This window comes from Paenibacillus sp. FSL K6-3182 (assembly GCF_037976325.1).
GTDB lineage: Bacteria > Bacillota > Bacilli > Paenibacillales > Paenibacillaceae > Pristimantibacillus.
Genome location: NZ_CP150265.1, coordinates 7,529,270 through 7,549,230, shown reverse-complemented (window position 1 = coordinate 7,549,230; position 19,961 = coordinate 7,529,270). Strand labels below are relative to the sequence as shown.

General features: G+C 43.4%; 27 protein-coding genes and 1 tRNA gene. 16 read left to right on the top strand and 12 right to left on the bottom strand.

Features of this window, described 5'->3' with window-relative positions; genetic code table 11:
- Nucleotides 1–40 precede the first annotated feature (40 nt).
- On the top strand, nucleotides 41–1,213 hold the full coding sequence (locus MHH56_RS33110) for an aminotransferase class V-fold PLP-dependent enzyme (RefSeq protein ID WP_339205825.1): 1,173 nt from the start codon (nucleotides 41–43) through the stop codon (nucleotides 1,211–1,213).
- Between the two features lie 27 nt (nucleotides 1,214–1,240).
- Entirely contained in the window at nucleotides 1,241–1,723 is a 483-nt protein-coding gene (locus MHH56_RS33105; protein WP_339205823.1) for a DUF4446 family protein, read from the top strand.
- 15 nt (nucleotides 1,724–1,738) lie between these two features.
- Here MHH56_RS33105 and yyaC read toward each other — a convergent pair whose 3' ends face one another.
- On the bottom strand, nucleotides 1,739–2,347 hold the full coding sequence (yyaC, locus tag MHH56_RS33100) for a spore protease YyaC (protein WP_339205822.1): 609 nt from the start codon (nucleotides 2,345–2,347) through the stop codon (nucleotides 1,739–1,741).
- A 112-nt stretch (nucleotides 2,348–2,459) separates the two neighbouring features.
- Here yyaC and MHH56_RS33095 point away from each other — a divergent pair, with 112 nt between their 5' ends.
- From MHH56_RS33095 to MHH56_RS33080, 4 genes are all read left to right on the top strand, one after another.
- Nucleotides 2,460–2,714, top strand: a complete 255-nt coding sequence (locus MHH56_RS33095) for a DUF3343 domain-containing protein (RefSeq protein WP_076266583.1) — start codon at nucleotides 2,460–2,462, stop codon at nucleotides 2,712–2,714.
- A 31-nt stretch (nucleotides 2,715–2,745) separates the two neighbouring features.
- On the top strand, nucleotides 2,746–3,621 hold the full coding sequence (locus tag MHH56_RS33090; RefSeq protein ID WP_076266582.1) for a mechanosensitive ion channel family protein: 876 nt from the start codon (nucleotides 2,746–2,748) through the stop codon (nucleotides 3,619–3,621).
- Nucleotides 3,611–3,823 (top strand): DUF951 domain-containing protein, encoded by a 213-nt coding sequence (locus tag MHH56_RS33085; RefSeq protein ID WP_339205821.1) that lies wholly within the window; start codon nucleotides 3,611–3,613, stop codon nucleotides 3,821–3,823. Before MHH56_RS33090 ends, MHH56_RS33085 begins: the two co-directional genes overlap by 11 nt.
- A gap of 80 nt (nucleotides 3,824–3,903) precedes the next feature.
- A tRNA-Ser gene (locus MHH56_RS33080) sits at nucleotides 3,904–3,994 on the top strand.
- Between the two features lie 483 nt (nucleotides 3,995–4,477).
- Here the strand turns inward: MHH56_RS33080 and MHH56_RS33075 are convergent.
- Entirely contained in the window at nucleotides 4,478–4,660 is a 183-nt protein-coding gene (locus tag MHH56_RS33075) for a YjzC family protein (protein WP_076266580.1), read from the bottom strand.
- Nucleotides 4,661–4,932: 272 nt separating this feature from the next.
- Here MHH56_RS33075 and rpsF point away from each other — a divergent pair, with 272 nt between their 5' ends.
- The 3 genes from rpsF (at nucleotide 4,933) to rpsR (ending at nucleotide 6,159) form a co-directional block, all read left to right on the top strand.
- Nucleotides 4,933–5,217, top strand: a complete 285-nt coding sequence (rpsF, locus tag MHH56_RS33070; RefSeq protein WP_054025758.1) for a 30S ribosomal protein S6 — start codon at nucleotides 4,933–4,935, stop codon at nucleotides 5,215–5,217.
- Nucleotides 5,218–5,253: 36 nt separating this feature from the next.
- Nucleotides 5,254–5,775 (top strand): single-stranded DNA-binding protein, encoded by a 522-nt coding sequence (gene ssb / locus MHH56_RS33065; RefSeq protein ID WP_054025757.1) that lies wholly within the window; start codon nucleotides 5,254–5,256, stop codon nucleotides 5,773–5,775.
- 99 nt (nucleotides 5,776–5,874) lie between these two features.
- Entirely contained in the window at nucleotides 5,875–6,159 is a 285-nt protein-coding gene (gene rpsR / locus MHH56_RS33060) for a 30S ribosomal protein S18 (protein WP_054025756.1), read from the top strand.
- Nucleotides 6,160–6,182: 23 nt separating this feature from the next.
- Here rpsR and MHH56_RS33055 read toward each other — a convergent pair whose 3' ends face one another.
- Nucleotides 6,183–6,485 carry a hypothetical protein gene (locus MHH56_RS33055; RefSeq protein ID WP_339205817.1) on the bottom strand — a complete coding sequence of 101 codons (303 nt, stop codon included), beginning with the start codon at nucleotides 6,483–6,485 and terminating at the stop codon, nucleotides 6,183–6,185.
- A 212-nt stretch (nucleotides 6,486–6,697) separates the two neighbouring features.
- Between MHH56_RS33055 and MHH56_RS33050 the strand changes: the two genes are divergently transcribed.
- Genes MHH56_RS33050 through mnhG form a run of 6 tightly spaced genes read left to right on the top strand, consistent with a single transcriptional unit; the run spans nucleotide 6,698 to nucleotide 12,498 of the window.
- A complete protein-coding gene (locus tag MHH56_RS33050; protein ID WP_339205815.1) occupies nucleotides 6,698–9,574 on the top strand; it encodes a Na+/H+ antiporter subunit A in 2,877 nt (958 codons plus the stop codon).
- 2 nt (nucleotides 9,575–9,576) lie between these two features.
- Nucleotides 9,577–9,915 (top strand): Na(+)/H(+) antiporter subunit C, encoded by a 339-nt coding sequence (locus tag MHH56_RS33045; protein ID WP_054025754.1) that lies wholly within the window; start codon nucleotides 9,577–9,579, stop codon nucleotides 9,913–9,915.
- Nucleotides 9,908–11,386, top strand: coding sequence for a Na+/H+ antiporter subunit D (locus MHH56_RS33040; RefSeq protein ID WP_339205813.1), 1,479 nt, complete (start codon nucleotides 9,908–9,910; stop codon nucleotides 11,384–11,386). The genes MHH56_RS33045 and MHH56_RS33040 overlap by 8 nt, the downstream gene beginning before the upstream one ends.
- A gap of 5 nt (nucleotides 11,387–11,391) precedes the next feature.
- Nucleotides 11,392–11,868: a Na+/H+ antiporter subunit E gene (locus tag MHH56_RS33035; protein WP_339205811.1), complete on the top strand. Its 477-nt coding sequence runs from the start codon at nucleotides 11,392–11,394 to the stop codon at nucleotides 11,866–11,868.
- Complete coding sequence (locus MHH56_RS33030) at nucleotides 11,868–12,152, top strand: Na(+)/H(+) antiporter subunit F1 (protein WP_339205809.1); 285 nt, start codon at nucleotides 11,868–11,870, stop codon at nucleotides 12,150–12,152. Before MHH56_RS33035 ends, MHH56_RS33030 begins: the two co-directional genes overlap by 1 nt.
- On the top strand, nucleotides 12,136–12,498 hold the full coding sequence (mnhG, locus tag MHH56_RS33025) for a monovalent cation/H(+) antiporter subunit G (RefSeq protein ID WP_339209791.1): 363 nt from the start codon (nucleotides 12,136–12,138) through the stop codon (nucleotides 12,496–12,498). The genes MHH56_RS33030 and mnhG overlap by 17 nt, the downstream gene beginning before the upstream one ends.
- A gap of 26 nt (nucleotides 12,499–12,524) precedes the next feature.
- Here the strand turns inward: mnhG and MHH56_RS33020 are convergent, their stop codons facing one another.
- From MHH56_RS33020 to MHH56_RS32985, 8 genes are all read right to left on the bottom strand, one after another.
- Nucleotides 12,525–13,229 carry a hypothetical protein gene (locus tag MHH56_RS33020; protein ID WP_339205807.1) on the bottom strand — a complete coding sequence of 235 codons (705 nt, stop codon included), beginning with the start codon at nucleotides 13,227–13,229 and terminating at the stop codon, nucleotides 12,525–12,527.
- A 23-nt stretch (nucleotides 13,230–13,252) separates the two neighbouring features.
- On the bottom strand, nucleotides 13,253–13,960 hold the full coding sequence (locus tag MHH56_RS33015) for an ABC transporter permease (RefSeq protein ID WP_339205805.1): 708 nt from the start codon (nucleotides 13,958–13,960) through the stop codon (nucleotides 13,253–13,255).
- A complete protein-coding gene (locus tag MHH56_RS33010; protein WP_339205804.1) occupies nucleotides 13,957–14,811 on the bottom strand; it encodes an ABC transporter ATP-binding protein in 855 nt (284 codons plus the stop codon). Before MHH56_RS33010 ends, MHH56_RS33015 begins: the two co-directional genes overlap by 4 nt.
- Entirely contained in the window at nucleotides 14,808–15,437 is a 630-nt protein-coding gene (locus MHH56_RS33005) for a TetR/AcrR family transcriptional regulator (protein WP_339205802.1), read from the bottom strand. Before MHH56_RS33005 ends, MHH56_RS33010 begins: the two co-directional genes overlap by 4 nt.
- 199 nt (nucleotides 15,438–15,636) lie before the next feature.
- A complete protein-coding gene (locus tag MHH56_RS33000) occupies nucleotides 15,637–16,383 on the bottom strand; it encodes a DUF4247 domain-containing protein (protein ID WP_339205801.1) in 747 nt (248 codons plus the stop codon).
- Between the two features lie 10 nt (nucleotides 16,384–16,393).
- Nucleotides 16,394–16,900, bottom strand: a complete 507-nt coding sequence (locus MHH56_RS32995; RefSeq protein WP_339205800.1) for a DUF4178 domain-containing protein — start codon at nucleotides 16,898–16,900, stop codon at nucleotides 16,394–16,396.
- A gap of 22 nt (nucleotides 16,901–16,922) precedes the next feature.
- Nucleotides 16,923–17,324, bottom strand: coding sequence for a DUF350 domain-containing protein (locus MHH56_RS32990; RefSeq protein WP_076266567.1), 402 nt, complete (start codon nucleotides 17,322–17,324; stop codon nucleotides 16,923–16,925).
- 114 nt (nucleotides 17,325–17,438) lie between these two features.
- Entirely contained in the window at nucleotides 17,439–18,107 is a 669-nt protein-coding gene (locus tag MHH56_RS32985) for a PspA/IM30 family protein (protein ID WP_076266566.1), read from the bottom strand.
- A 165-nt stretch (nucleotides 18,108–18,272) separates the two neighbouring features.
- Between MHH56_RS32985 and MHH56_RS32980 the strand changes: the two genes are divergently transcribed.
- Nucleotides 18,273–19,430, top strand: a complete 1,158-nt coding sequence (locus MHH56_RS32980) for an AI-2E family transporter (protein WP_339205797.1) — start codon at nucleotides 18,273–18,275, stop codon at nucleotides 19,428–19,430.
- On the opposite strand, the gene MHH56_RS32975 is transcribed toward MHH56_RS32980, so the two are convergent.
- The gene (locus MHH56_RS32975; protein ID WP_339205796.1) at nucleotides 19,425–19,877 is read right to left on the bottom strand and encodes a CBO0543 family protein; all 453 of its coding nucleotides are present in this window, start codon (nucleotides 19,875–19,877) and stop codon (nucleotides 19,425–19,427) included. The two genes, MHH56_RS32980 and MHH56_RS32975, sit on opposite strands and share 6 nt — an antisense overlap.
- Nucleotides 19,878–19,961 lie beyond the last annotated feature (84 nt).

The following is a 19,961-nucleotide window of genomic DNA, read 5'->3' as shown; positions in this document are numbered from 1 at the left end:
CCATTGTTGTGAGCAGGCAGCTAGGAAAGGTGTGAAATTCGTGAGCAATCATAATCAATCACTCATTTATTTGGATCATGCGGCAACCTCTTGGCCTAAGCCGCCTGCAGTAACAGAAGCAGTCGTTAATGCTATGTTAAATGACGCTGCTAATCCGGGAAGAGGCAGTCATGCTATGGCTGTGCGAGCAAGTCGAATATTATTTGAAACGCGCAAACAATTGGCTAAACTGTTTAACATAAAAAACCCGAATGACATAGCATTCACCTCTAACACGACGATGTCATTAAACATGGCGATTAAAGGTTGGTTGAAGCCTGGTGATCATGTTATCGCAACTTCAGTAGAACATAATTCAGTAAGAAGACCATTATATTATCTGGAACAGACAATCGGTATTGAAGTGACATATGTAGAATCGGATGAACGTGGAAATATTAACATAGATGATGTTGCCTCAGCTATTCGTTCTAACACAACACTTGCTATTGTTAATCATAGTTCCAACCTGTTAGGAACAATTATGCCTGTAGCGGATATAGCTGAACTAACAAGAAAGCATGGAATAAAATTGTTAGTTGATGCCGCGCAAAGTGCAGGTATTTTACCTATAGATGTAAGAACAATGGGCATTCATATGCTGGCTTTCCCGGGACACAAAGGGTTGCTCGGCCCACAAGGCACAGGAGGGCTGTACATCGATCCTGAGCTTGATTTGGTGCCTTTACTGCATGGCGGGACAGGAAGCCAATCTGAGGCAGTAGAGCAGCCTCAAGTGAGGCCAGATCGTTATGAGGCGGGAACACAAAATACACCGGGTTTGGCAGGGCTCAAAACCGGTGTACAGTATGTTCTGAATGAGACGGTGCACAATATCCATACTAAGGAATGGATGCTTACTCAGAGATTAATGCAAGGCCTTGAACCAGTAAAGGGAGTCAAAATACTGGGACCAGAGCTTGGCAAACAGAGAACTGGAATTGTAGCTTTTAATCTAGAGGGCGTTGATCCTTCTGAATTATCATTCATATTGGATCAGCATTACCAAATTGCTGTGCGAGCTGGATTTCATTGCACTCCACTCGCACATGCATGTGCAGGAACATTGGAAACAGGAGCTATACGAGCAAGTGTCGGTGTATTTACAACGAATGAAGAAATTGATGCGTTAACAGGTGCAATCAGAGAGATTGCACAGCAATATGGCGTTTAGCATTGAACTGGGGGCGGAGTAACTAAGATGGAAGATTGGACATCAAATCCGATGAATGCAGTTACGGTGGGCATTGCGTTATTTGCCATCGTATTATTCATTTGGATAGCGGTTTTAGGCGGACGGCTGAAAAAGCTAAGAAAGCAATATACAGCGGTAATGGGGAATACAGGTGTGACGAATATGGAAGATGTCATTGTTGAATTGAAGCAAGGCCTTGCCGAGCAGCAGCAAGCGAATACGGAGCTGAAGGCGCAGCTAATTGAGATGCAATCTACTGTAACAAAGCAAAAAGGAAAAGTAGGCGTCATTCGTTATAATGCTTTTGCTGAACAGGGCAGTGATCTCAGCTTTTCAATCGCAATTATCAATGATGAGAAAGATGGAGCCGTATTCTCAGGTATTCATAGCAGGGAGAATACTTATGTCTATGCAAAACCTCTTGAAAAAGGCCAATCAGTATACCCTTTAACCCCTGAAGAGCATAAAGCTATTTTGGAAGCAAAATAGGAAATTTATTTGTTATTAAATATTATCCGAAGCTGCAGTTTGTTCAAGAACGCTGGTTGTGATATGCGCATTGTTCGCAATAGCAGTAAATAAACTGAGCGAAATAATGTCGGCCATTTTCATAACGAGATGCAGACGAGTGTTTTGCAGCACAAAATACTCCATAAATCCGCCTACATTAACGATACCAGTAATATGAATGTCGCCAACAGGAGGAAGGTCCTTGTTGACGCCAGCACCAGGACGCACAGGGCCTACACCAACTTGAATGCTGCCTACGCTGGATACTTGACCAAGGCAGGCATCAATGCCAATCACAAATGGTTTGTGGAACCGCCGATTGATCTCGATAAGGGTATCATCTAAATTCATAGCATGAACCGGATTTTCAAGCGTGCCAAATAGTGAAAAATGAGGGCTGCGGTATTTTGATAGTGAGGTTCCAATCAGCGGTCCTAAAGAGTCTCCTGTTGAACGGTCCGTGCCTACGCAGACAACTACGATGGGGCGTGCAGCAGCCATTTCTTCAAGCATGGCTGTAAGTCGATTTACTAGCATGCCAATTACGTTTGCGGTGGTGTAGGGTACCTTCAAAGGCGTCTCTTTAATAAATGAAAGCTTCATAGAATCCCTCCGATTATACCGATATGCTACTAGTATATGGATAGGACAACCATTTTATACGTCAGATAGTTTTGATATTTTGTTTGCCAAGAAAGTTTGTCATGCTAATTTAATGGAGGTCTTGCTTGTGTTAATTGCCTTCGATTCAACTCAGCAAGCATTGCGTGCAGAAATGCTGCTCGAATACGCAGATATTGAAATTGACATATGTCCCACGCCGAAGGAAATTACAGCCGGCTGCGCATTATCTATTCATTTTCCTGAGGAAGATTTGATAACGGTTAAGGAAGTTATTGTGCAGGAAAACGTGGAAGTTAGAGGTATATTTAAGCCGATTGAAGCCGGTTATGAGCAAATCGACATGTAAATATATTCAAAGTTAATGAGGAGGAATTGTGATGTCAATCAGAGAACGATATGATGAATTTGTTGATTGGTTGACAAACAATGAATTATGGCAAGCATTTGGTAGTTCTGCGCTGCGAATCGTTATGTTCTTATTCATTGGCCGTGTAGTTGTATGGGTAATCCATAAAACCATTGATCGAATTATTTTAGAGCGTGAGAACAAGATGTTGATCAACCACACAAGGCGAATGACAACCGTAGGCAAGCTGATGAAAAATGTAACTTCTTACGTCGTCTATTTTATAACCATTATGCTCATATTGTCCGAATTCGGGATTAATTTAGGGCCATTGCTCGCAGGAGCAGGTGTACTCGGACTTGCTGTCGGGTTTGGTGCTCAAAGCCTGGTGAAGGATATTATTACGGGATTTTTTATTGTACTCGAAGATCAATTCGCTGTAGGCGATGTGATTCAGACAGGGCAATTCAAAGGGACCGTAGAAGTCATTGGACTTAGGACAACCCGTATTCAGAGCTGGACAGGGGAGGTTCATATTGTTCCCAATGGCATGATCAATGAGGTAACAAATTTCTCGATTAATAATAGCATCGCGGTTGTTGATATTTCGATTGCTTTTGAGGAAGAAGTCAATCGTGCGCTAGAGGTCATTCGACATACGATGATCACGATGAAGGATGAAAATTTAATTAATGCACCGGAAGTGCTTGGTATTCAGGCTATTGCTCCAACAGGGGTAACGCTTCGAGTGATTGCTGAGTGTCGACCGAATACGCATCCGATCGTATCTCGCAAGTTAAATATGGAGCTGAAAAAAGCATTAGATGCGAGTGGTATTGAAATTCCATATCCTCGAATGGTCACTTATCATCGCAATGGAAAGGGAGGCGAAAAAGATGGAGCGTAAGCAATTTGAGCTTGGTGATGTTGTTCAAATGAAAAAACAGCATCCATGCGGCTCTAATGAAATGGAAGTCATTCGAATGGGGATGGACATCCGCATTAAATGCGTCGGTTGTAAGCACAGCGTTCTAATACCTAGAGCTAAATTTGAAAAAAACATGAAAAAGGTGCTGCGCTCCAAAGCCTCTGAAGAAGGCTTAAGTTAAGCAGAAGTACGAACGGCTAAGGGGTTTTAAGGAAATACTTGCGCGTTGACAAGCACTGTGATACAATAATTTTTACATGCGGAGAGGTACCCAAGAGGCCCAAGGGGGCTGACTCGAAATCAGCTAGGCGGGTCAAACCGTGCGTGGGTTCGAATCCCACCTTCTCCGCCATTATATTAAACATTTACGGTTCCTTCAGAGGAACCGTTTTTTTATGTCTTTTTAATAGGTTAGGAAAAACCATAGGAATAAATAATATAGAAAAGAGAGCTCTTGCGAGCTCTCTTCCTGACGGTGAATAATGGCTGAGTCGATCAATTCTCACTGCAAGCTGTTGAAACATCATTCGTCAATCGGAACAAATCAGCTAAAGCTTCATTAAATCCTTTTGAGAACAATCATACACGGCCGATTGAACGGTAACGTGTATCAATGCTCGAATGCGCGTGTGTTACAGACAAGTGTCTTTGGCACAACCCTCCGCTTCTCTCCTGAGTGGACGAAATCCTCACGCGATGAGACCTAATCCGTTTTTAGACGGGTATAGTGTCTCTGCGTTTGCCGAAATGGTTCAATGGAACCACACCTCTCTTGCACCGTCAAAAATTAGAATGGCCAAAGTGATGTTTTATTATTCAAAACCATGTAGAAAAATTAATGGCCCATTCGTTTCCATTTACGCTCGTGGTTAGAGGTGTCAGGAAAACGCTGCCCTTTGCTGAGCTTGACCTTCTTCGGATTATTGATTCCCATATGAAATGAGTTCACACCGTCCTCGATGTATGTGCCATCATTCGGAGCTTTGTCGCCCGGCGAAAACATTGTACCTTCACCCATTATGATCAGCCTCCAGCTTATATTTAGAGCGGATAGATAAATGCACAAGATCTATCCCTTCATGTTGTAGTATTAGCGGGCAATGGAATTTGCATGAGTAGCAGATAACGGCTATAAAATGGATTGACCATCGCCAGAAGTTGCCTGCGAAGCAACATCATCTATTTTCGCTTGTCATAGGCGTACAGATTTGATATAGTATAGAGATGCGAGCAGAAGCTCGTTCCTTGCTCCATTTATGGGGCCGTTAGTCCAAGAGGAGGTGAAACAATATGCGCAAATATGAAGTAATGTACATCGTTCGTCCAGACGTTGAGCAAGAAGCCTTGCAAGCGATCGTTGACAAATTCCATGGCATTATCTCCAATGGCGGAGAAGTCACAAAGCAAGATGTGAGCGGAAAACGTCGTCTTGCGTATGAAATCAACAAGCTTCGTGATGGTTATTTTGTACTCGTTCATTTCAATGCAACTACTGAAGTTGTAAATGAACTTGACCGTATCATGAAGATTACGGATGAAGTTATCCGTTCGTTGATCGTCAGAGACGCCGCTTAATCCAAGCTGGATTGTTCGATTGGGAGGTCAGAAACGATGTTGAATCGTGTTATACTAATTGGTAGATTGACGAGAGACCCAGAGCTTCGCTATACACCTGCAGGTGTCGCAGTTACACAATTTACGTTAGCGGTAGATCGTCCGTTTACAAGCGGTGGTCAAGGTGAGCGTGAAGCGGATTTTATTCCGGTTGTAACATGGCGTCAACTGGCCGAGACTTGCGCCAACTATTTGCGCAAAGGCCGCTTAACAGCGGTTGAAGGTCGCATTCAAGTTCGGAATTACGAGAACAACGAAGGCAAACGCGTCTACGTGACGGAAGTTATCGCTGATAACGTTCGGTTCTTGGAATCCAACAAAGATGGCGGTGGATCGCGTGAAGAGGGTGGAAGCAGCTACAGCGGCGGTACAAGCACCGGCGGAAGCAATTTCGGCGGCAATGCGTCCCAAAGCAGCGGTAACCGTCCATCTGGTAATAACTCACGTAACGACAGCCGTGATCCGTTTCAGGATGACGGACGCCCGATTGATATATCAGAGGATGATTTGCCATTTTGATAATGGTGTAGCTCAGGCTGCACATGTCAATGGAGCAGTTGCACAGCCTTTAGCTGTTGTGTAATTGTAATATTTTCAACGATAAGGAGGATACCTATCATGGCTTTCAAGCAAAGAGATAACGGTGGCGACGAGCGTCCAGAACGTAAGTTCAGCGGACGTAAAGGCGGACGCAACAAACGCCGTAAAGTTTGTTTCTTCACTGTAAACAAAATTTCTAAAATTGACTATAAAGATGTTGATTTGTTGAAAAAGTTTATTAGCGAGCGCGGCAAAATCTTGCCACGTCGTGTGACTGGTACAAGCGCGAAATACCAACGCTTGCTTACAATCGCAATTAAACGTTCACGTCAAATCGCATTGCTTCCTTACACGACTGAATAGGTTGATGTCTGGAATTAAAAAGCCTACTGGGGTTTCTCAGTAGGCTTTTTTTGTATTTCTAATCGAATAATACGCATATATTCACGAGGTAAATAAGGGGAATATGGCTCTAAGTGATGGATAGAATCATGCGCTGAAAATATTTTGTATTGCAGTAAGGATGCAGTCTGCAGCAGCTGTTTGCTCCGCTGCTGGTCCATTTGCTGATCCAAATGCCATGCGCCAGCTAAAATCAGAATGAAAATGAATGAGCTGATCGCTATTTTTGTATGCCGCATGATGATCACTCCTTTAGTAAGAGTAATCCCCATTTTAACTATTTTCATTCTCCCCGCTTTGTCATCTCAACTCTTTTGACAATTTTAGACTTGAACGATATACTAAAGTGTAGTCAAAAAACAACTAAATTAACTTTTTTATCGGAGGAGCCTGCCAACAGCGGGCTCTTTTTGCGTTTTTTTAAGGCTCCGGCAGAAATGGAAGTACTTTTATAGAAATAGGGAAAAGCTATGGAAGTCATTTGTAGAGGAAGGGGAGAGTGTTTTTGCTATCTGTCATCATCATTTTACCATTTATTATGGCTGCTATTAGTCCTTTGCTGCGAAAGCTCCTGCATGGACTTCATACGGGTTGGATTATTCTGCCTTTGCCAATTTTGCTGTTTAGTTATTTTCTATGGAAAATACCAGCGATTCAAAGCGGTGAAACCATAACAGCAACCATCCCATGGATACCTTCATTAGGAGTCAATTTCACCGTTTATTTGGATGGTTTAGGTTTATTATTTGCCTTATTAATTACGGGAATTGGCGCGTTAGTCGTCCTTTATTCGATTTATTATTTGGATAAAAATAAGGAAGCGATAACATCCTTTTATGTTTATTTGCTTCTATTTATGGGAGCTATGCTCGGGGTTGTCCTATCAGATAACCTTATTGTGCTGTATGGTTTCTGGGAGCTGACGAGCATTTCCTCGTTCTTGCTGATCGCTTTCTGGAACCATAGAGAGAAATCGAGATATGGCGCATTAAAATCTATGCTCATAACAGTATTCGGCGGCCTTTCTATGCTGGCTGGCTTTGTACTGCTGTATGTGATGTCAGGCACCTTTAGCATTCGTGAGATCATCAGCAGCGTTGATACGCTAAGCGGCCATGTATTGTTTTTGCCCGCAATGCTGCTTATTCTAGTCGGAGCGTTTACGAAATCGGCGCAGTTTCCATTCCATATTTGGCTGCCCGATGCGATGGAGGCTCCAACCCCTGTAAGTGCGTATCTGCACTCAGCGACGATGGTTAAGGCAGGTTTATATTTAGTCGCAAGGTTCAGTCCAATCTTCTCTGGAGAGTCGGCATGGTTCTGGCTCGTTTCGTTCTTTGGTCTTGTGACGATGATTTATGGCTCTTTCCGAGCGATGAAGCAGACGGATTTAAAATCATTACTTGCGTTCTCAACGATTAGCCAGCTCGGCTTGCTGATGAGTTTATTTGGACTTGGATCGGCGGCGGCTTTCTATACAGGAGGTACAGATTCACTCTTTTATGCAAAAGCTACGATGGCGGCCATTTTTCACTTGATCAACCACGCTGTGTTTAAAGGTGCTTTGTTCATGGTTGTTGGGATCGTTGACCATGAAACAGGGACGAGAGACATTCACAAGCTAGGCGGTCTTATGGCTCTAATGCCAATAACCTTCTCCATTGCGCTCATTGGAGCCTTCTCGATGGCGGGCCTGCCGCCGTTTAATGGCTTTTTGAGCAAGGAAATGTTTTTTACAGCGGCTCTTAATATTAGGCAGCTGGACTTTTTCAACGTTTCATTTATGCTGGCTATCATTCCCGTTATCGCATGGGTTGCAAGTATATTTACATTTGTATACAGCATGATTTTGCTGTTTAGAACGTTTATGGGACCAGCACAGTTTGAAAAGTTGGCGAAGAAGCCGCATGAAGCGCCGCTCGGCATGCTTATTTCCCCGGTCATTCTTGCTTCTTTAGCTGTCGTTATCGGTTTGTTCCCAAATCTGCTTGCGTACTCTTTAATTGAACCGGCGATGGCTGCGATTCATCCTAATGTGCTGCTGCCCGGCGAGCGATTCCTTGTGCATATTCAATTCTGGCATGGCTGGACAGCTGAAATATTTATGACGATGGGCGTTGTTATTGCGGGGACACTTTTGTTCAAGTTTCATCAACGTATCCAGTGGATCAATCAACCGCTCTTCCAGCACATCTCATTGAACCAAATGTATGATGGAGGGCTTCGAGTATTGGATAGAGGCTCCAATCGGTTGACCAACCGTTATATGACGGGTTCCATTCGCCACTATTTGATGTACATTTTTGTATTTCTAATTGTGTCACTTGGGTTAACGATGATTCAAGAGAAAGTGAATGTGTTTCAGTTCTCGGATTATGCTCCAATATCCGTATATGAGGCGGTTATTATTATCGTCTTAGTCTTATCGGTTATTGCTATACCGTTTACGAAGTCGAGAATGATGGCTATCATTTTGACGGGTGCGGCAGGTTATATGGTCACCTTGTTTTTTGTCATCCTACAGGCGCCTGATCTAGCTTTGACTCAGATGATCGTCGAGACAGTATCGGTGACGCTGTTCCTCTTATGTTTCTATCATTTGCCGAAGCTGAGCAAGGAAATAGCCGCACTGCGTTTTCGACTATCTAATTTCGTTATTGCGCTTAGTGTGGGGATTATAATGACTTTAATTGCGCTTGGTGCAAGCGGAAATCGCGCGTTTGATTCTATATCAGACTTTTTCTTAAAAGAGAGCTACGAATTAGCGGGCGGCAAAAATGTGGTTAACGTCATCCTCGTTGATTTCCGCGGCTTTGATACGATGCTTGAAATTGTTGTCCTTGCCATCGCATCGTTAGGTATTTATGCCATGATTAAGCTGAAGCTGGATACAGAGGATGAAAGAGTGTTTCTGCCTAAGCAAAGCAATAGAGGAAAGCTGGCTTTTCCCGTAGTAAGAAGCAACGATGTTATTCTGCAGACGATAGCGAAAGTCGTTATCTTTATTATATTGACGTTCTCAGTGTATTTGATGTTCGCAGGGCATAACCATCCAGGCGGAGGATTTATCGGGGCATTAATGGCGTCGGCTGCATTTATTTTGCTTACGATGGCCTTTGGATTGCAGACGATGCGAGAGGTTATTCCTATCGATTTCCGAGTATTAACAGCGATTGGGCTGTCGATTGCTATTTTGACGGGAGTAGGATCTTTTATATTTGGCGCACCATTTCTCAGCCATGCCTTTGGTCACTTCGAGCTGCCGCTATTTGGCGATACGGAGCTTGCTACGGCAATGCTGTTTGATTTAGGGGTATATTTGACCGTTATTGGCGTGACGATGACCATCATTTTAACGATAGGGAGGGATAAGTAGCTATGGAATTGTATATGTCACTCGCAATCGGTGTTATTTTTACAGTCGGGGTGTATCTGATCTTGTCCAAAAGCCTGCTGCGTATCATTTTGGGAACCTCTATCCTTACCCATGGTGTTCATTTGCTGCTGCTTACGATGTCCAAGTTGAAAACAGGAGCTGCGCCGCTGCTTGGCGAAAAGGCGGAAACGTATGTTGATCCGCTGCCGCAGGCTCTGATTCTAACTTCTATCGTCATCAGCTTTGGCGTGACTTCCTTTTTCTTTGTACTCGCTTATAAGGCTTATCAGAAGCTGGGTACTGACGATATGGAGCAGTTAAGGGGGAATGACGATGAATAATCTGCTTGTATTCCCGCTTCTCATTCCTTTGTGTACGGCAGTTATTCTTTTGTTTTTTAAAAATAGTGTGATCGGGCAGCGCTGGATAAGTGCGATTGGTATGCTTTTTAATCTGGCTGCAGCTATTGCCCTTATCTATCAAGTAAAAACGGAGGGCATTCAAACGCTGCATATGGGAGGCTGGCTGCCGCCGTATGGTATTGTGTTCGTTGGGGATATGCTTGCCGCATTGCTTGTTTTGGCTACTTCCATTGTCGGCACCTTCTGTTTGTTCTTTGCATTCGGAACGATCGGCAAGGAGAGAGAAAAATATTATTTTTATCCGTTTTATCAGTTTCTGCTCGTCGGTGTGAGCGGGTCGTTTCTTACGGGAGATTTGTTTAATTTATTTGTGTGCTTCGAGGTTATGCTTATTTCCTCCTATGCGCTTATCGTGCTTGGAGGGACAAAGAAGCAGCTCCGCGAAACGTTGAAATATATTTTAATTAATATTTTATCCTCAACACTATTTGTTGCAGCAGTCGCCTATTTGTATGGAGTTGTAGGCACTTTGAATATGGCGGATTTATCACAGCGCATAGCTGAAGTAGGTCAGAGCGGCGTCTTGAACGTCATAGCGATACTGTTCATGATCGTATTTTCTTTAAAGGCGGGACTGTTCCTATTTTTCTGGCTGCCCGGCTCTTATAGTGCGCCTCCGGCAGCGGTATCCGCATTGTTTGGTGCGCTGCTCACGAAAGTAGGCTTATATGCTCTCATACGGACATTTACGCTTATCTTTTATCATGAACCTGGGATTACGCATCATTGGTTGGCTTGGATGGCCGCTGCAACGATGGTTTTAGGCGCTTTCGGGGCAGCCGCTTATTCCGATATTGGCCGTATTTTGAACTACAATGTCATCATCAGCGTTGGTTTTCTAGCTTTTGGGTTAGCAGTGAGCTCAAAGGAAGCGTTAGATGGAGTCGTGTTCTATTTGCTGCACGATATGGTTGCCAAGGCACTCCTTTTTATCATTGGAGGAATGCTTATGTATATTGCTGGTACGGGGCGTTTAAAGGAAATGGGAGGCTTAATCAAGCGTTATCCGTTTATGGGCTGGATGTTTTTTATCACAGCGTTAGCCATTGCAGGCATTCCTCCACTTAGTGGATTCACAGGAAAACTGCTGATCATTATGGGCGGCTTTCAGGAAAAATATTTCTGGCTTACAGCTGTGTCGCTAGCATCAAGCTTCATCGTGCTCTATTCCTTGATCAAAATATTTATGGCGGCTTTCTGGGGTGCAGAGATGAAGAACGTCGATTCACTGCCTGCCGTTAATAAAGGATTTATCGTTTCCACAGCAGGGTTATGCTTGATCGTCGTTGCGATGGGCATCGGCTCAGAGTGGGTGTACCAATACGTTTCTGAAGCAGGGCATACGCTTATCAATCCGGCGCAGTATATCAATGCCGTATTAAAGGAGTAGATGAGATGGCGTTGCAAATCTTATTAAACTTAATCATTTCGTTCGTATGGATGTTTCTTCACAATGACTGGTCGGCTCCGCGGTTTATCGTAGGTTATATCATCGGTATTTTATTTATAGGGCTGCTCAGCAGGTTTTGGCCGCATGACTTTTATATGAAGAGAGTATGGGCAATCTTTAAGCTGCTTGTTCTGTTCATAAAAGAATTGTTTGTATCCAGCTTCGTTGTGATTGGACTAATCGTTCGTCCTAAGCTCGCCATACGTCCAGGAATTTTTGCAATGCAAACCGAGCTCAAAACAGACTGGGAAATCACAGTGCTGTCCTGCCTAATCTGTTTGACACCAGGGACGCTGACGCTCGACGTATCCAAGGATGGACGAACATTATATATTCATGCGATGGATATGGATGATGCGGAGCTGCTCTCACAGCAGATCAAGGATTCTTTTGAAAAAGCGATTATGGAGGTGACTCGTTAATGCTGTCCACTTTGCTTATTGCATCATTAGTCATACTATCACTAGCTATTTTGGGTTGTATGTACCGGCTGCTCAAAGGTCCTTCCATAACGGATCGGATCGCTGCTTTGGATACGATTGGCGTCATTTTATTATCGATGATTGCAGTCATTTGCATGCTGTTAAAAACACAAAATTATTTCGATATTATATTATTGATCGGCATATTGACCTTTATCGGGACAACCGCTTTTGCAAGATATATTGAAAGGGGTGTCGTCTTTGAACATGGAGATGATAAGTAAAGCAGGAGAGCTGATTATTGGGCTGATGGTTTTGTTTGGCGCTTTAGTTGGTGCTCTAAGTGCTTTTGGCTTAATTCGGCTTCCTGACGTTTATTTACGATCACATGCGGCAACCAAAAGCGCGACGCTTGGGGTGTTGTTCATTTTGGTAGCCGCTTTCCTATACTTTATGATTTATTTGGAGCATACGAGCGCCAAGCTGCTGTTAGGTATTGTGTTCGTATTCATCACGGGACCGGTAGCCGGACATTTGAATGGAAGAGCAGCCTATCGTTCAGGCGTACCGCTATGGAATAAAAGCGTACAGGATGATTTGAAGGAAGCCTCTAAAGAGGAACAGGGATAATTTCCAGCAAAGGCCAGCATACCTTTCTAATCGATCCGCTTCAAAAAGGAATGAAACATGATTATTAATAAAATAAGATGATAGGCGAGCCCGATGCCAAATACCCCTAAAGCAGCTGAAGGCTCGCCTGCTATGCCTAATAAATAGCTTTTGGCAGGCCAGTAGCTTGGAATCCATGCGCCTAAATATTGCCATGGCAAGGGGGTGAAAGCTGCAATAATAGGCCCTGCAAAAAGTAAACCGCTTATTTTGGACAAGGCTAAGCCTTCGACCTTATTAGAAGCAAAAGTCGCTAGAAACAAAGCCAAACATGGAGCCTCTAGGGTTAGCAATACAATGGTATATAAACTTTCGATTTGAATCTTTGCAATGCCCGATAATAGGATAAATAAACTGGCTAAGCTTATTGCAAGAGCGCATGGTAGCAGTAATCGATACAAAAAATAGCCTTTACGTGTGAAAGGGGTAATCGCATAATAAGCAATCATGTTTTCATCCCGTTCATCGAGCATAAGAAGCCCAGCCATTGTCCCTGGAAGCAGCGGTATGACAAGCATAAGGAACGTTACCGCGAAATTGGAATAATCCATCAATAAAAAGCCGTACTGCTCCTGTATCCAATCGGATAATGGAGGGAAGGCATAACGTGCAACCACGATAATGGCTAGGGGACCAAATAAACTGGCCATAAGCATAGGGTCCATCCTAATTTGCCTCGCATCATTTTTCATAAAAGCTTTAATTTTCAGTATCATTATGAATTCCCCTTTCCTATTTTCATAAGAATGACCTGCTGAAATGACCGTTTAGCCCATAAGAAAACGAGTGTGTTACCCAATAATAAAATGAAAATAGCATACAACGTTTCTGTGACAGTGGGCTGTTTGATCATCGATTTTAACAACAAGAGGGTCCCTTCCGTAGGGATGATCATGTATAAATATGGATTGCCAATGTGAAAGAAGTCGAGTAGAGGAAGTGCAAACGGCAGAGCATAGAGCTGAGAGCGTAGAATAAAACCGTTTACCGATTGCGAGCGTACAACTACGCCAATAGATAACAAGGTGAAAAAGCTGGATGTAAGCAGGATGCCAATCGTGAAATGAAAGGGTGAAGCGGGTACACCAATGGAAAATAGATGTATAGCCCAGGCAGATGAAATCGAGAGCAAGGCAAGAGAAGAGGCTTTGGCGAGCAAATATTCGGTTACACGAAGCGGTGTTACGAACAGATTGTCATGAATGCCTTGGTCTTTCTCAAGCAAGACAATGCCGCCGGCTAGAATTAACCCTAACGCACTTGGATCAGAGAAGGTAAGCAATAGAGCAACGGTTGTTTTGTAGTCTGTGGGAATAGAGTGGAGCAATAGGAGATATATTGTGCAGACGAGCATGTAGATCAGGTAAAATTTATGGCGCCACTGGAAACGAAGATCATGACATACGGTCATCCACATTCTCATACTAAAGCCCTGCCTGTCACATCAATAAATATTTGTTCAAGAGTTGCTTCTAAGGAATGAATCGTTTCGATTTTTTCATGACGTATAAGGTTCATAAATTGCTGATTCCCCGCAAGCCCAGCCATAGAAAAATGTTCGGTTATCAGCTCATGCTGCTTTAAATATTCAATACGAACACTGTTTTGGCCATGTCGCAGTCTTAGCTCTCTAGGAGAATCAATAAGCTTAATCTGACCATCGACAATAAAAGCAACACGGTCGCAAAGCTCCTCGGCTGCTTGCATGTTATGCGTTGTGATGACGATGGTAGTACCTGCAGCTTTCCTCTCCAAAATCAACTCTTTCATCCGCTTTGCATTTACGGGATCAAGGCCGGAGGTCGGTTCGTCGAGAAACAAAATATTTGGTTGATGCAGCAATGCACGACAAAAATTCAACCTCATCTTCATGCCTTTGGATAGCTGTGAAACCTTCATATTCGCCGCATCCTGCAGTCCGACCTGGGAGAGGAGCTGCATAGGGTCCAAGGAAACGCCTGCATAAAGAGAACGAAACAATTTTAAGTTTTCAAGGACTGTAAACTTGCTGTAGAAGTTGGGGAATTCAAAAGCAACGCCGATTTGTTCATAATAGTCGGGACCAGTGCTCTTGATTTCAAAATCCAAAACGCGCACACTGCCTGCGTAACCTTTGAGTGCACCGATTAATATTTTTTGCGTGGTGCTCTTTCCAGCACCGGATGGACCGAGAAAACCAAATATTTCTCCCGGTGCGATTGAAAAGGTAAGGCCGTGCAGAATCGTATTTGTTGTACCGGGATATCTGTACTCAAGTTGATTCACTTCGATCATCTGATAATTTCGCCTCCTAAATCACGCTTTGCATACATACCTTCCGCAACAATATCAAGCATAAATGAAATGGTATCGGAATAAATGCCGGGCCCGATTTCTTGCTTATGCAAGGTAAGAAGGACAAGCGCTCTAATCATACTGACGATAAGCTCAGGCTTTGTATGAGCGAGAATGCCAGCTGCTTGCCAATGGTGAATAATTGGCATTAAGGCATCTGCATCATCCGAGAAATTATGTTCCAAGAGTTCTGGAGGCAGCTTGCGTACAAGCTGAGCAAATTCACCTTCCAAATACATTTGACGAACCATAGGGCTTTCGCCTAATAGACGGAAGGATTCAATAAGAAATTGATGAATACTCTCTTTGGTTACGAGTTCACTCCGATTTAATGAAGCAAGCAGACGATTGCGAATTAAAGCCTCCTCTTCAAGCAGAATGTGATAAAAGAGCTCCTCCTTCGAATTGAAGAACATATAGAAGGAGCCTTGTGCAATGCCGCAAGCTTTAGTTAAATCCTCAATGCTTGTTTTGCGAAGACCAGCAGCTTCGAAGCAGCGTTTGCCTTCTTCGAACAGCTTTTTGCTAATCCATTGTTTCTCTTGCTCACTGAATTTTTTTGGCATATTGATTCTCTTTTCTTTTTTATGATTTTATGAATAATTTTATTTTATATTCACAACAAGCGATAAAAGAGATTTCAGTCAAGCATAATAAAAGAGCAGTACCCAAGTAGAGGATACTGCCCTTATTTGGAAATCTTAGAAAGCAGATCATTTGCTGCTGTTATCTTATACTTCTCTGTCTAAGCGGCCAATATCAGCTTCAGCGTCGCCGTGAAATTCTACTTTTGCCAACTTTAATGGAAGGTTTAGACGTTCGCGGCTTGGTGAATACTTTGCTTGAGCTGCTCTTTTGCTTATTGTCTTTCACAATCTTGCCCTTGGTCGCTGGCTTTGTGGTGATTGTGTTCGTGCTTGCTTTGGGGGAGGAGGAGGAAACACCCGCCTCTTTGGAGCGTCTCATGACCGAGCCGGTACGATTAACGGTAACTGGCGGTGCAAGCTTCTTATCATCAACAGTAGGTATGCGGTACGTTGTCTTAGGCTTGTATGTATCCTTTGACGAATAACCTCGGTATTTGCCGCTGCCGTATTTGCCCTTATCAAACAGATCATCAAGAACACTCGCGATTAAATAGGCTTGGAGAAAGCTTGAGCTATAGTTCTGACGTACATATTCCGTTGAGTTAATTTCGATCAGTGTATCTTCCGGTGCATCAGGAGCCTGCTGCAAATCGATGACTTCATCGGAATAGACGAGAAACATCCGCTCAGTACTTGTCTCGCTCTGCTGCTTCGGTTTACGCTGCTCGTTAAAATCCGAAGCGACATTAGGAACGGAACGATTTGCGGCACGATAGACGTAAGAGGTTTGGTTGCCAGAGCCGTTGACTGATTCTAATGGGTACTGCTCCTTAACTGTATCTGAAATGGTGCATGCTGTGAGAAGCGGGATGATAAAGCTAAGCAGAAGCAGGTATTTCAAAGATTGATGCCACCATTTGTTCATCGTTATCCTCCTAGCCGCCGCGCAGCACGTGAACATCTGCAGGCAGCACGCTTTCTCCTTCATAGAGCATGAAGCGCCCGTTTTGCCATTCGATACGAAGCAGCTTCATATCATCCGATTGATATTGCCAGACAGACTGTTCGCCTCCCTGCATGTATGGCGTTTTGCCGGTCGCCGTAATTAAACCGGAGAATTGCTCCTCCATATGATACGTACGATCATCCAGCTCCAAAATGGTAGGCACCTCGTCAATTGATTCCAAGCGCCCGTCTATAGGGTCATACAGCGCGAATACGGTTCTTTCTCGCTCCTCTATCGTTAAATAACGAATGGTTATGCCATCCTGAAGCGTGAGGACGATTGCGTTGCGTGCACGGTTATGAGTTCTTCCTGTGACGTTATAAGTTATTAAGGAAACCTCGCAAGCATCGCCAGGTGACAATGTCATTATGCTCTTCTCAGCGATGGGGGATGGAGAAGTACTAATCAGGTTTTTGATCCGTTTGAACAAGCTCATCGTATATACTCCTTCTGTATAATTAGATAGACCCGATAATTAATGCACCTGCAACATGCAGAGAACCTGCGAATAATGCGTAGTTGACTTTACCCTCATGAATACCTTGCTCCAGCTTCATACCGCTGACAGCGATGACGATTTTCTCTACGATCCACTCCAGTATGAGCAGCAGCACGAAGGAGATGAGCGAGATGAGTAGAGCTTCCCACATTTCACTTGATTTACTGATGGATTGGGACAGTATGTACGCTTGAGCAAATAATTTGAGTACGAAGCGAGTCGTTACCGCAGTATTTCCTTTTTTTATTTCCTGCAAATCATTGTACTTCGTAAAACGCGAGTCTAAAAACATGATGATGATTAACAAAATTGCTCCAGCACCTGTCCAAATCGGAATTCGAATAAGGTCAATCCAAGACATCGTCAGTTCCTCCAATGGTTCAATTTATAAAAAAGACCGCTTCCGTTAAAACCGGTCCTCCGATTCGTAACATAAGCGGCCACACTAGATAATATTTATGAAGTGACTAAGCTATTACTGTTTCTCGTATTGCTTCATCAAGGCGGCAAGCTCATCATCGACCGCTTTATCCTTGCCGAGCTTCTCAAACTCAGCATCAAGCGATTTTCCTTTGGCGCTCAATTCGTTACTGGCTTCAGCTTGCGCTTCCATTTGCAGCATCTTCTCTTCCATACGCTTCATGCCTGAAGCAGCTGAATCCGTACCGAAGCCAGACATTGCTTTATTGATTTCCGTTTGTGCCTTGGCTGCATTATAACGAGCGACGAGTGTCTCGCGTTTGTTTTTAAGCTCAGTGAGCTGCTGGCGCATCTCATCCAGCTTGCCGCGCAGATTGTCTGCGAGCAATTTATTCTGATCGAAGCTCGTTTTGTACTCCGTTGATTTTTGTTCGGCTGTTTTCTTCTCTTCCAAGGCACGACGAGCGAGCTCAATGTTTTGCGCTTGTGCTGCCAGATGGGCTTGCTCACTGCGCTTCTCTACCAGCTGTGCTTGTTCTTCATAAAGCTGCTTGAATTTTTTCTCAATGGCAATTTGTGCTGCGACTGCTTTCTCGGCATCGGCTAGGTCCTCTTGCATGTCGCGAATATATTGATCGGTCAACTTAACAGGGTCTTCCGCTTTCTCAATTAGAGCATATACATTCGATAAAGTAAGATCGCGCAGTCGTTTAAATATGGACAATGAAATCCCTCCTAGAATCGTAGTACGCATAAGTCATAATACGCGAAGAGCAAGCGAGTCGTTGCAAGTAAATGCAGAATCGATGCCATTCGCGTTTATATTTAAAGAAATGCTACAATAAACCAAAATGATCACCTGTATGAGAAGAAAAGAGGGAGCATAACCATGGAAAATAGCAAAACTGGAACGGAGCGGTTTAAGCGATTTATTTTGAACAATAAGTTCGTATTATTTCTGCTTGTTTTGTTGCTTGTTGGACTGAATATTATGGTGCTGACGAAAATTTCATACATTTTCACGCCTTTAACCGTGCTGCTCAAGACCTTGCTGCTGCCGGTCATATTGGCGGGAATTGCTTATTACTTACTTAATCCAGTCGTCGACTTCTTAGAACGAAAGGGAGTCAAACGGGTATATTCTATTATTATGCTGTTTCTGGTTGGCGCAGGACTGATTACAATTTTGCTGGTCATCGTCATCCCATTATTAAATGGGCAAGCCGTGAGCTTCGTGAACAGCTTCCCTAAATACGGTGAGCAATTGCGGGTTAAATTCGAGCAGTTTATGGATAGCGCTGGATTTATTCAAGTACAAGAGTGGTTTAATTTAAATCCGGAGAAGCTGACGTCCAATATTACAGAGCAAGCGACGTCCATTTTGAATGGAACGTTAACTAGCGTGGGTTCCTTTGTCGGTGCACTTAAAGAGGTTATTCTTGCGATATTGACGCTTCCGTTTATATTGTTCTATTTGCTAAAGGACGGGAAAAAGCTGCCGGAAACGATCGTTAGTGTCCTGCCTAACAAGCTTCAGCCGCACACGAAACGAATTATGGCAGAGATGAACGGACAAGTCAGCAGCTATATCCGAGGTCAAATTATAGTGAGCTTCTGTATTGGGCTGCTATTATATATTGGTTACTTAATTATTGGCCTTGAGTACCCACTTGTGCTTGCGCTGGTAGCTGCGTGCACAAGCGTTATTCCGTATCTAGGGCCTGCCATTGCGATTACACCAGCTTTAATTGTTGCTATGGTGACTTCGCCTGTCATGCTCCTGAAGTTGGTGGTTATATGGACGATTGTTCAATTAATCGAAGGCAAGTTCATCTCGCCGCAAATCATGGGCAAAACGCTGCATATCCATCCGATTACCATTATTTTTGTTATTTTGACAGCGGGCAACTTGTTTGGCCTTGCAGGGATTGTACTCGCTGTACCGGGTTATGCAGTTATCAAGGTCGTTGTAATTCATCTGTTCGAATGGTTTAGAAGCCGCTCGATTCTTTATGAAGCGGATAAGAATGGCGAAAACGTGCTATAATAACCGATTTCGCTTAAGCAGCTTGAAATATATAAAAACAATACCGAAAGCCAGCAGGTAGGATAAAAAGGTATACCCAATATTCCAGCCGTTGCCGTAGGATACTTTGCCAAAGATTAGAGCCATAAACTCAAGCAGTGTAGTGCCCAGTACGAACAAGAACAAAATTAGCATGGTTAACACAGGGCGTGCATTGATTAACCAGATCATAAAGCATGCTAAAATCGGGTAAAGACCGATATCAAGCGGCAAAGCGGAAACGGACTCGTCATTTGGGATAAGAGGGGTGAAATCCCAAAAATTTAATTGAAAACCGATTGCGTTGATGACTAAAGAGGAGACGGCTCCGATAGGGAAAATAAGAAGCAAGGTTTTGGGGCTTTTTATACCCAAATATATACCGGCAATCCAAGGAACAAAGAACCCAAATATAGTATTGATAAGCATTATAAGTTCCTTTCTTGAACATTTTTTATTAGAATGTCCTGAATCCGGATCAGCATGCGGGAAAAAGAAAAAAGGAAGGCGCCA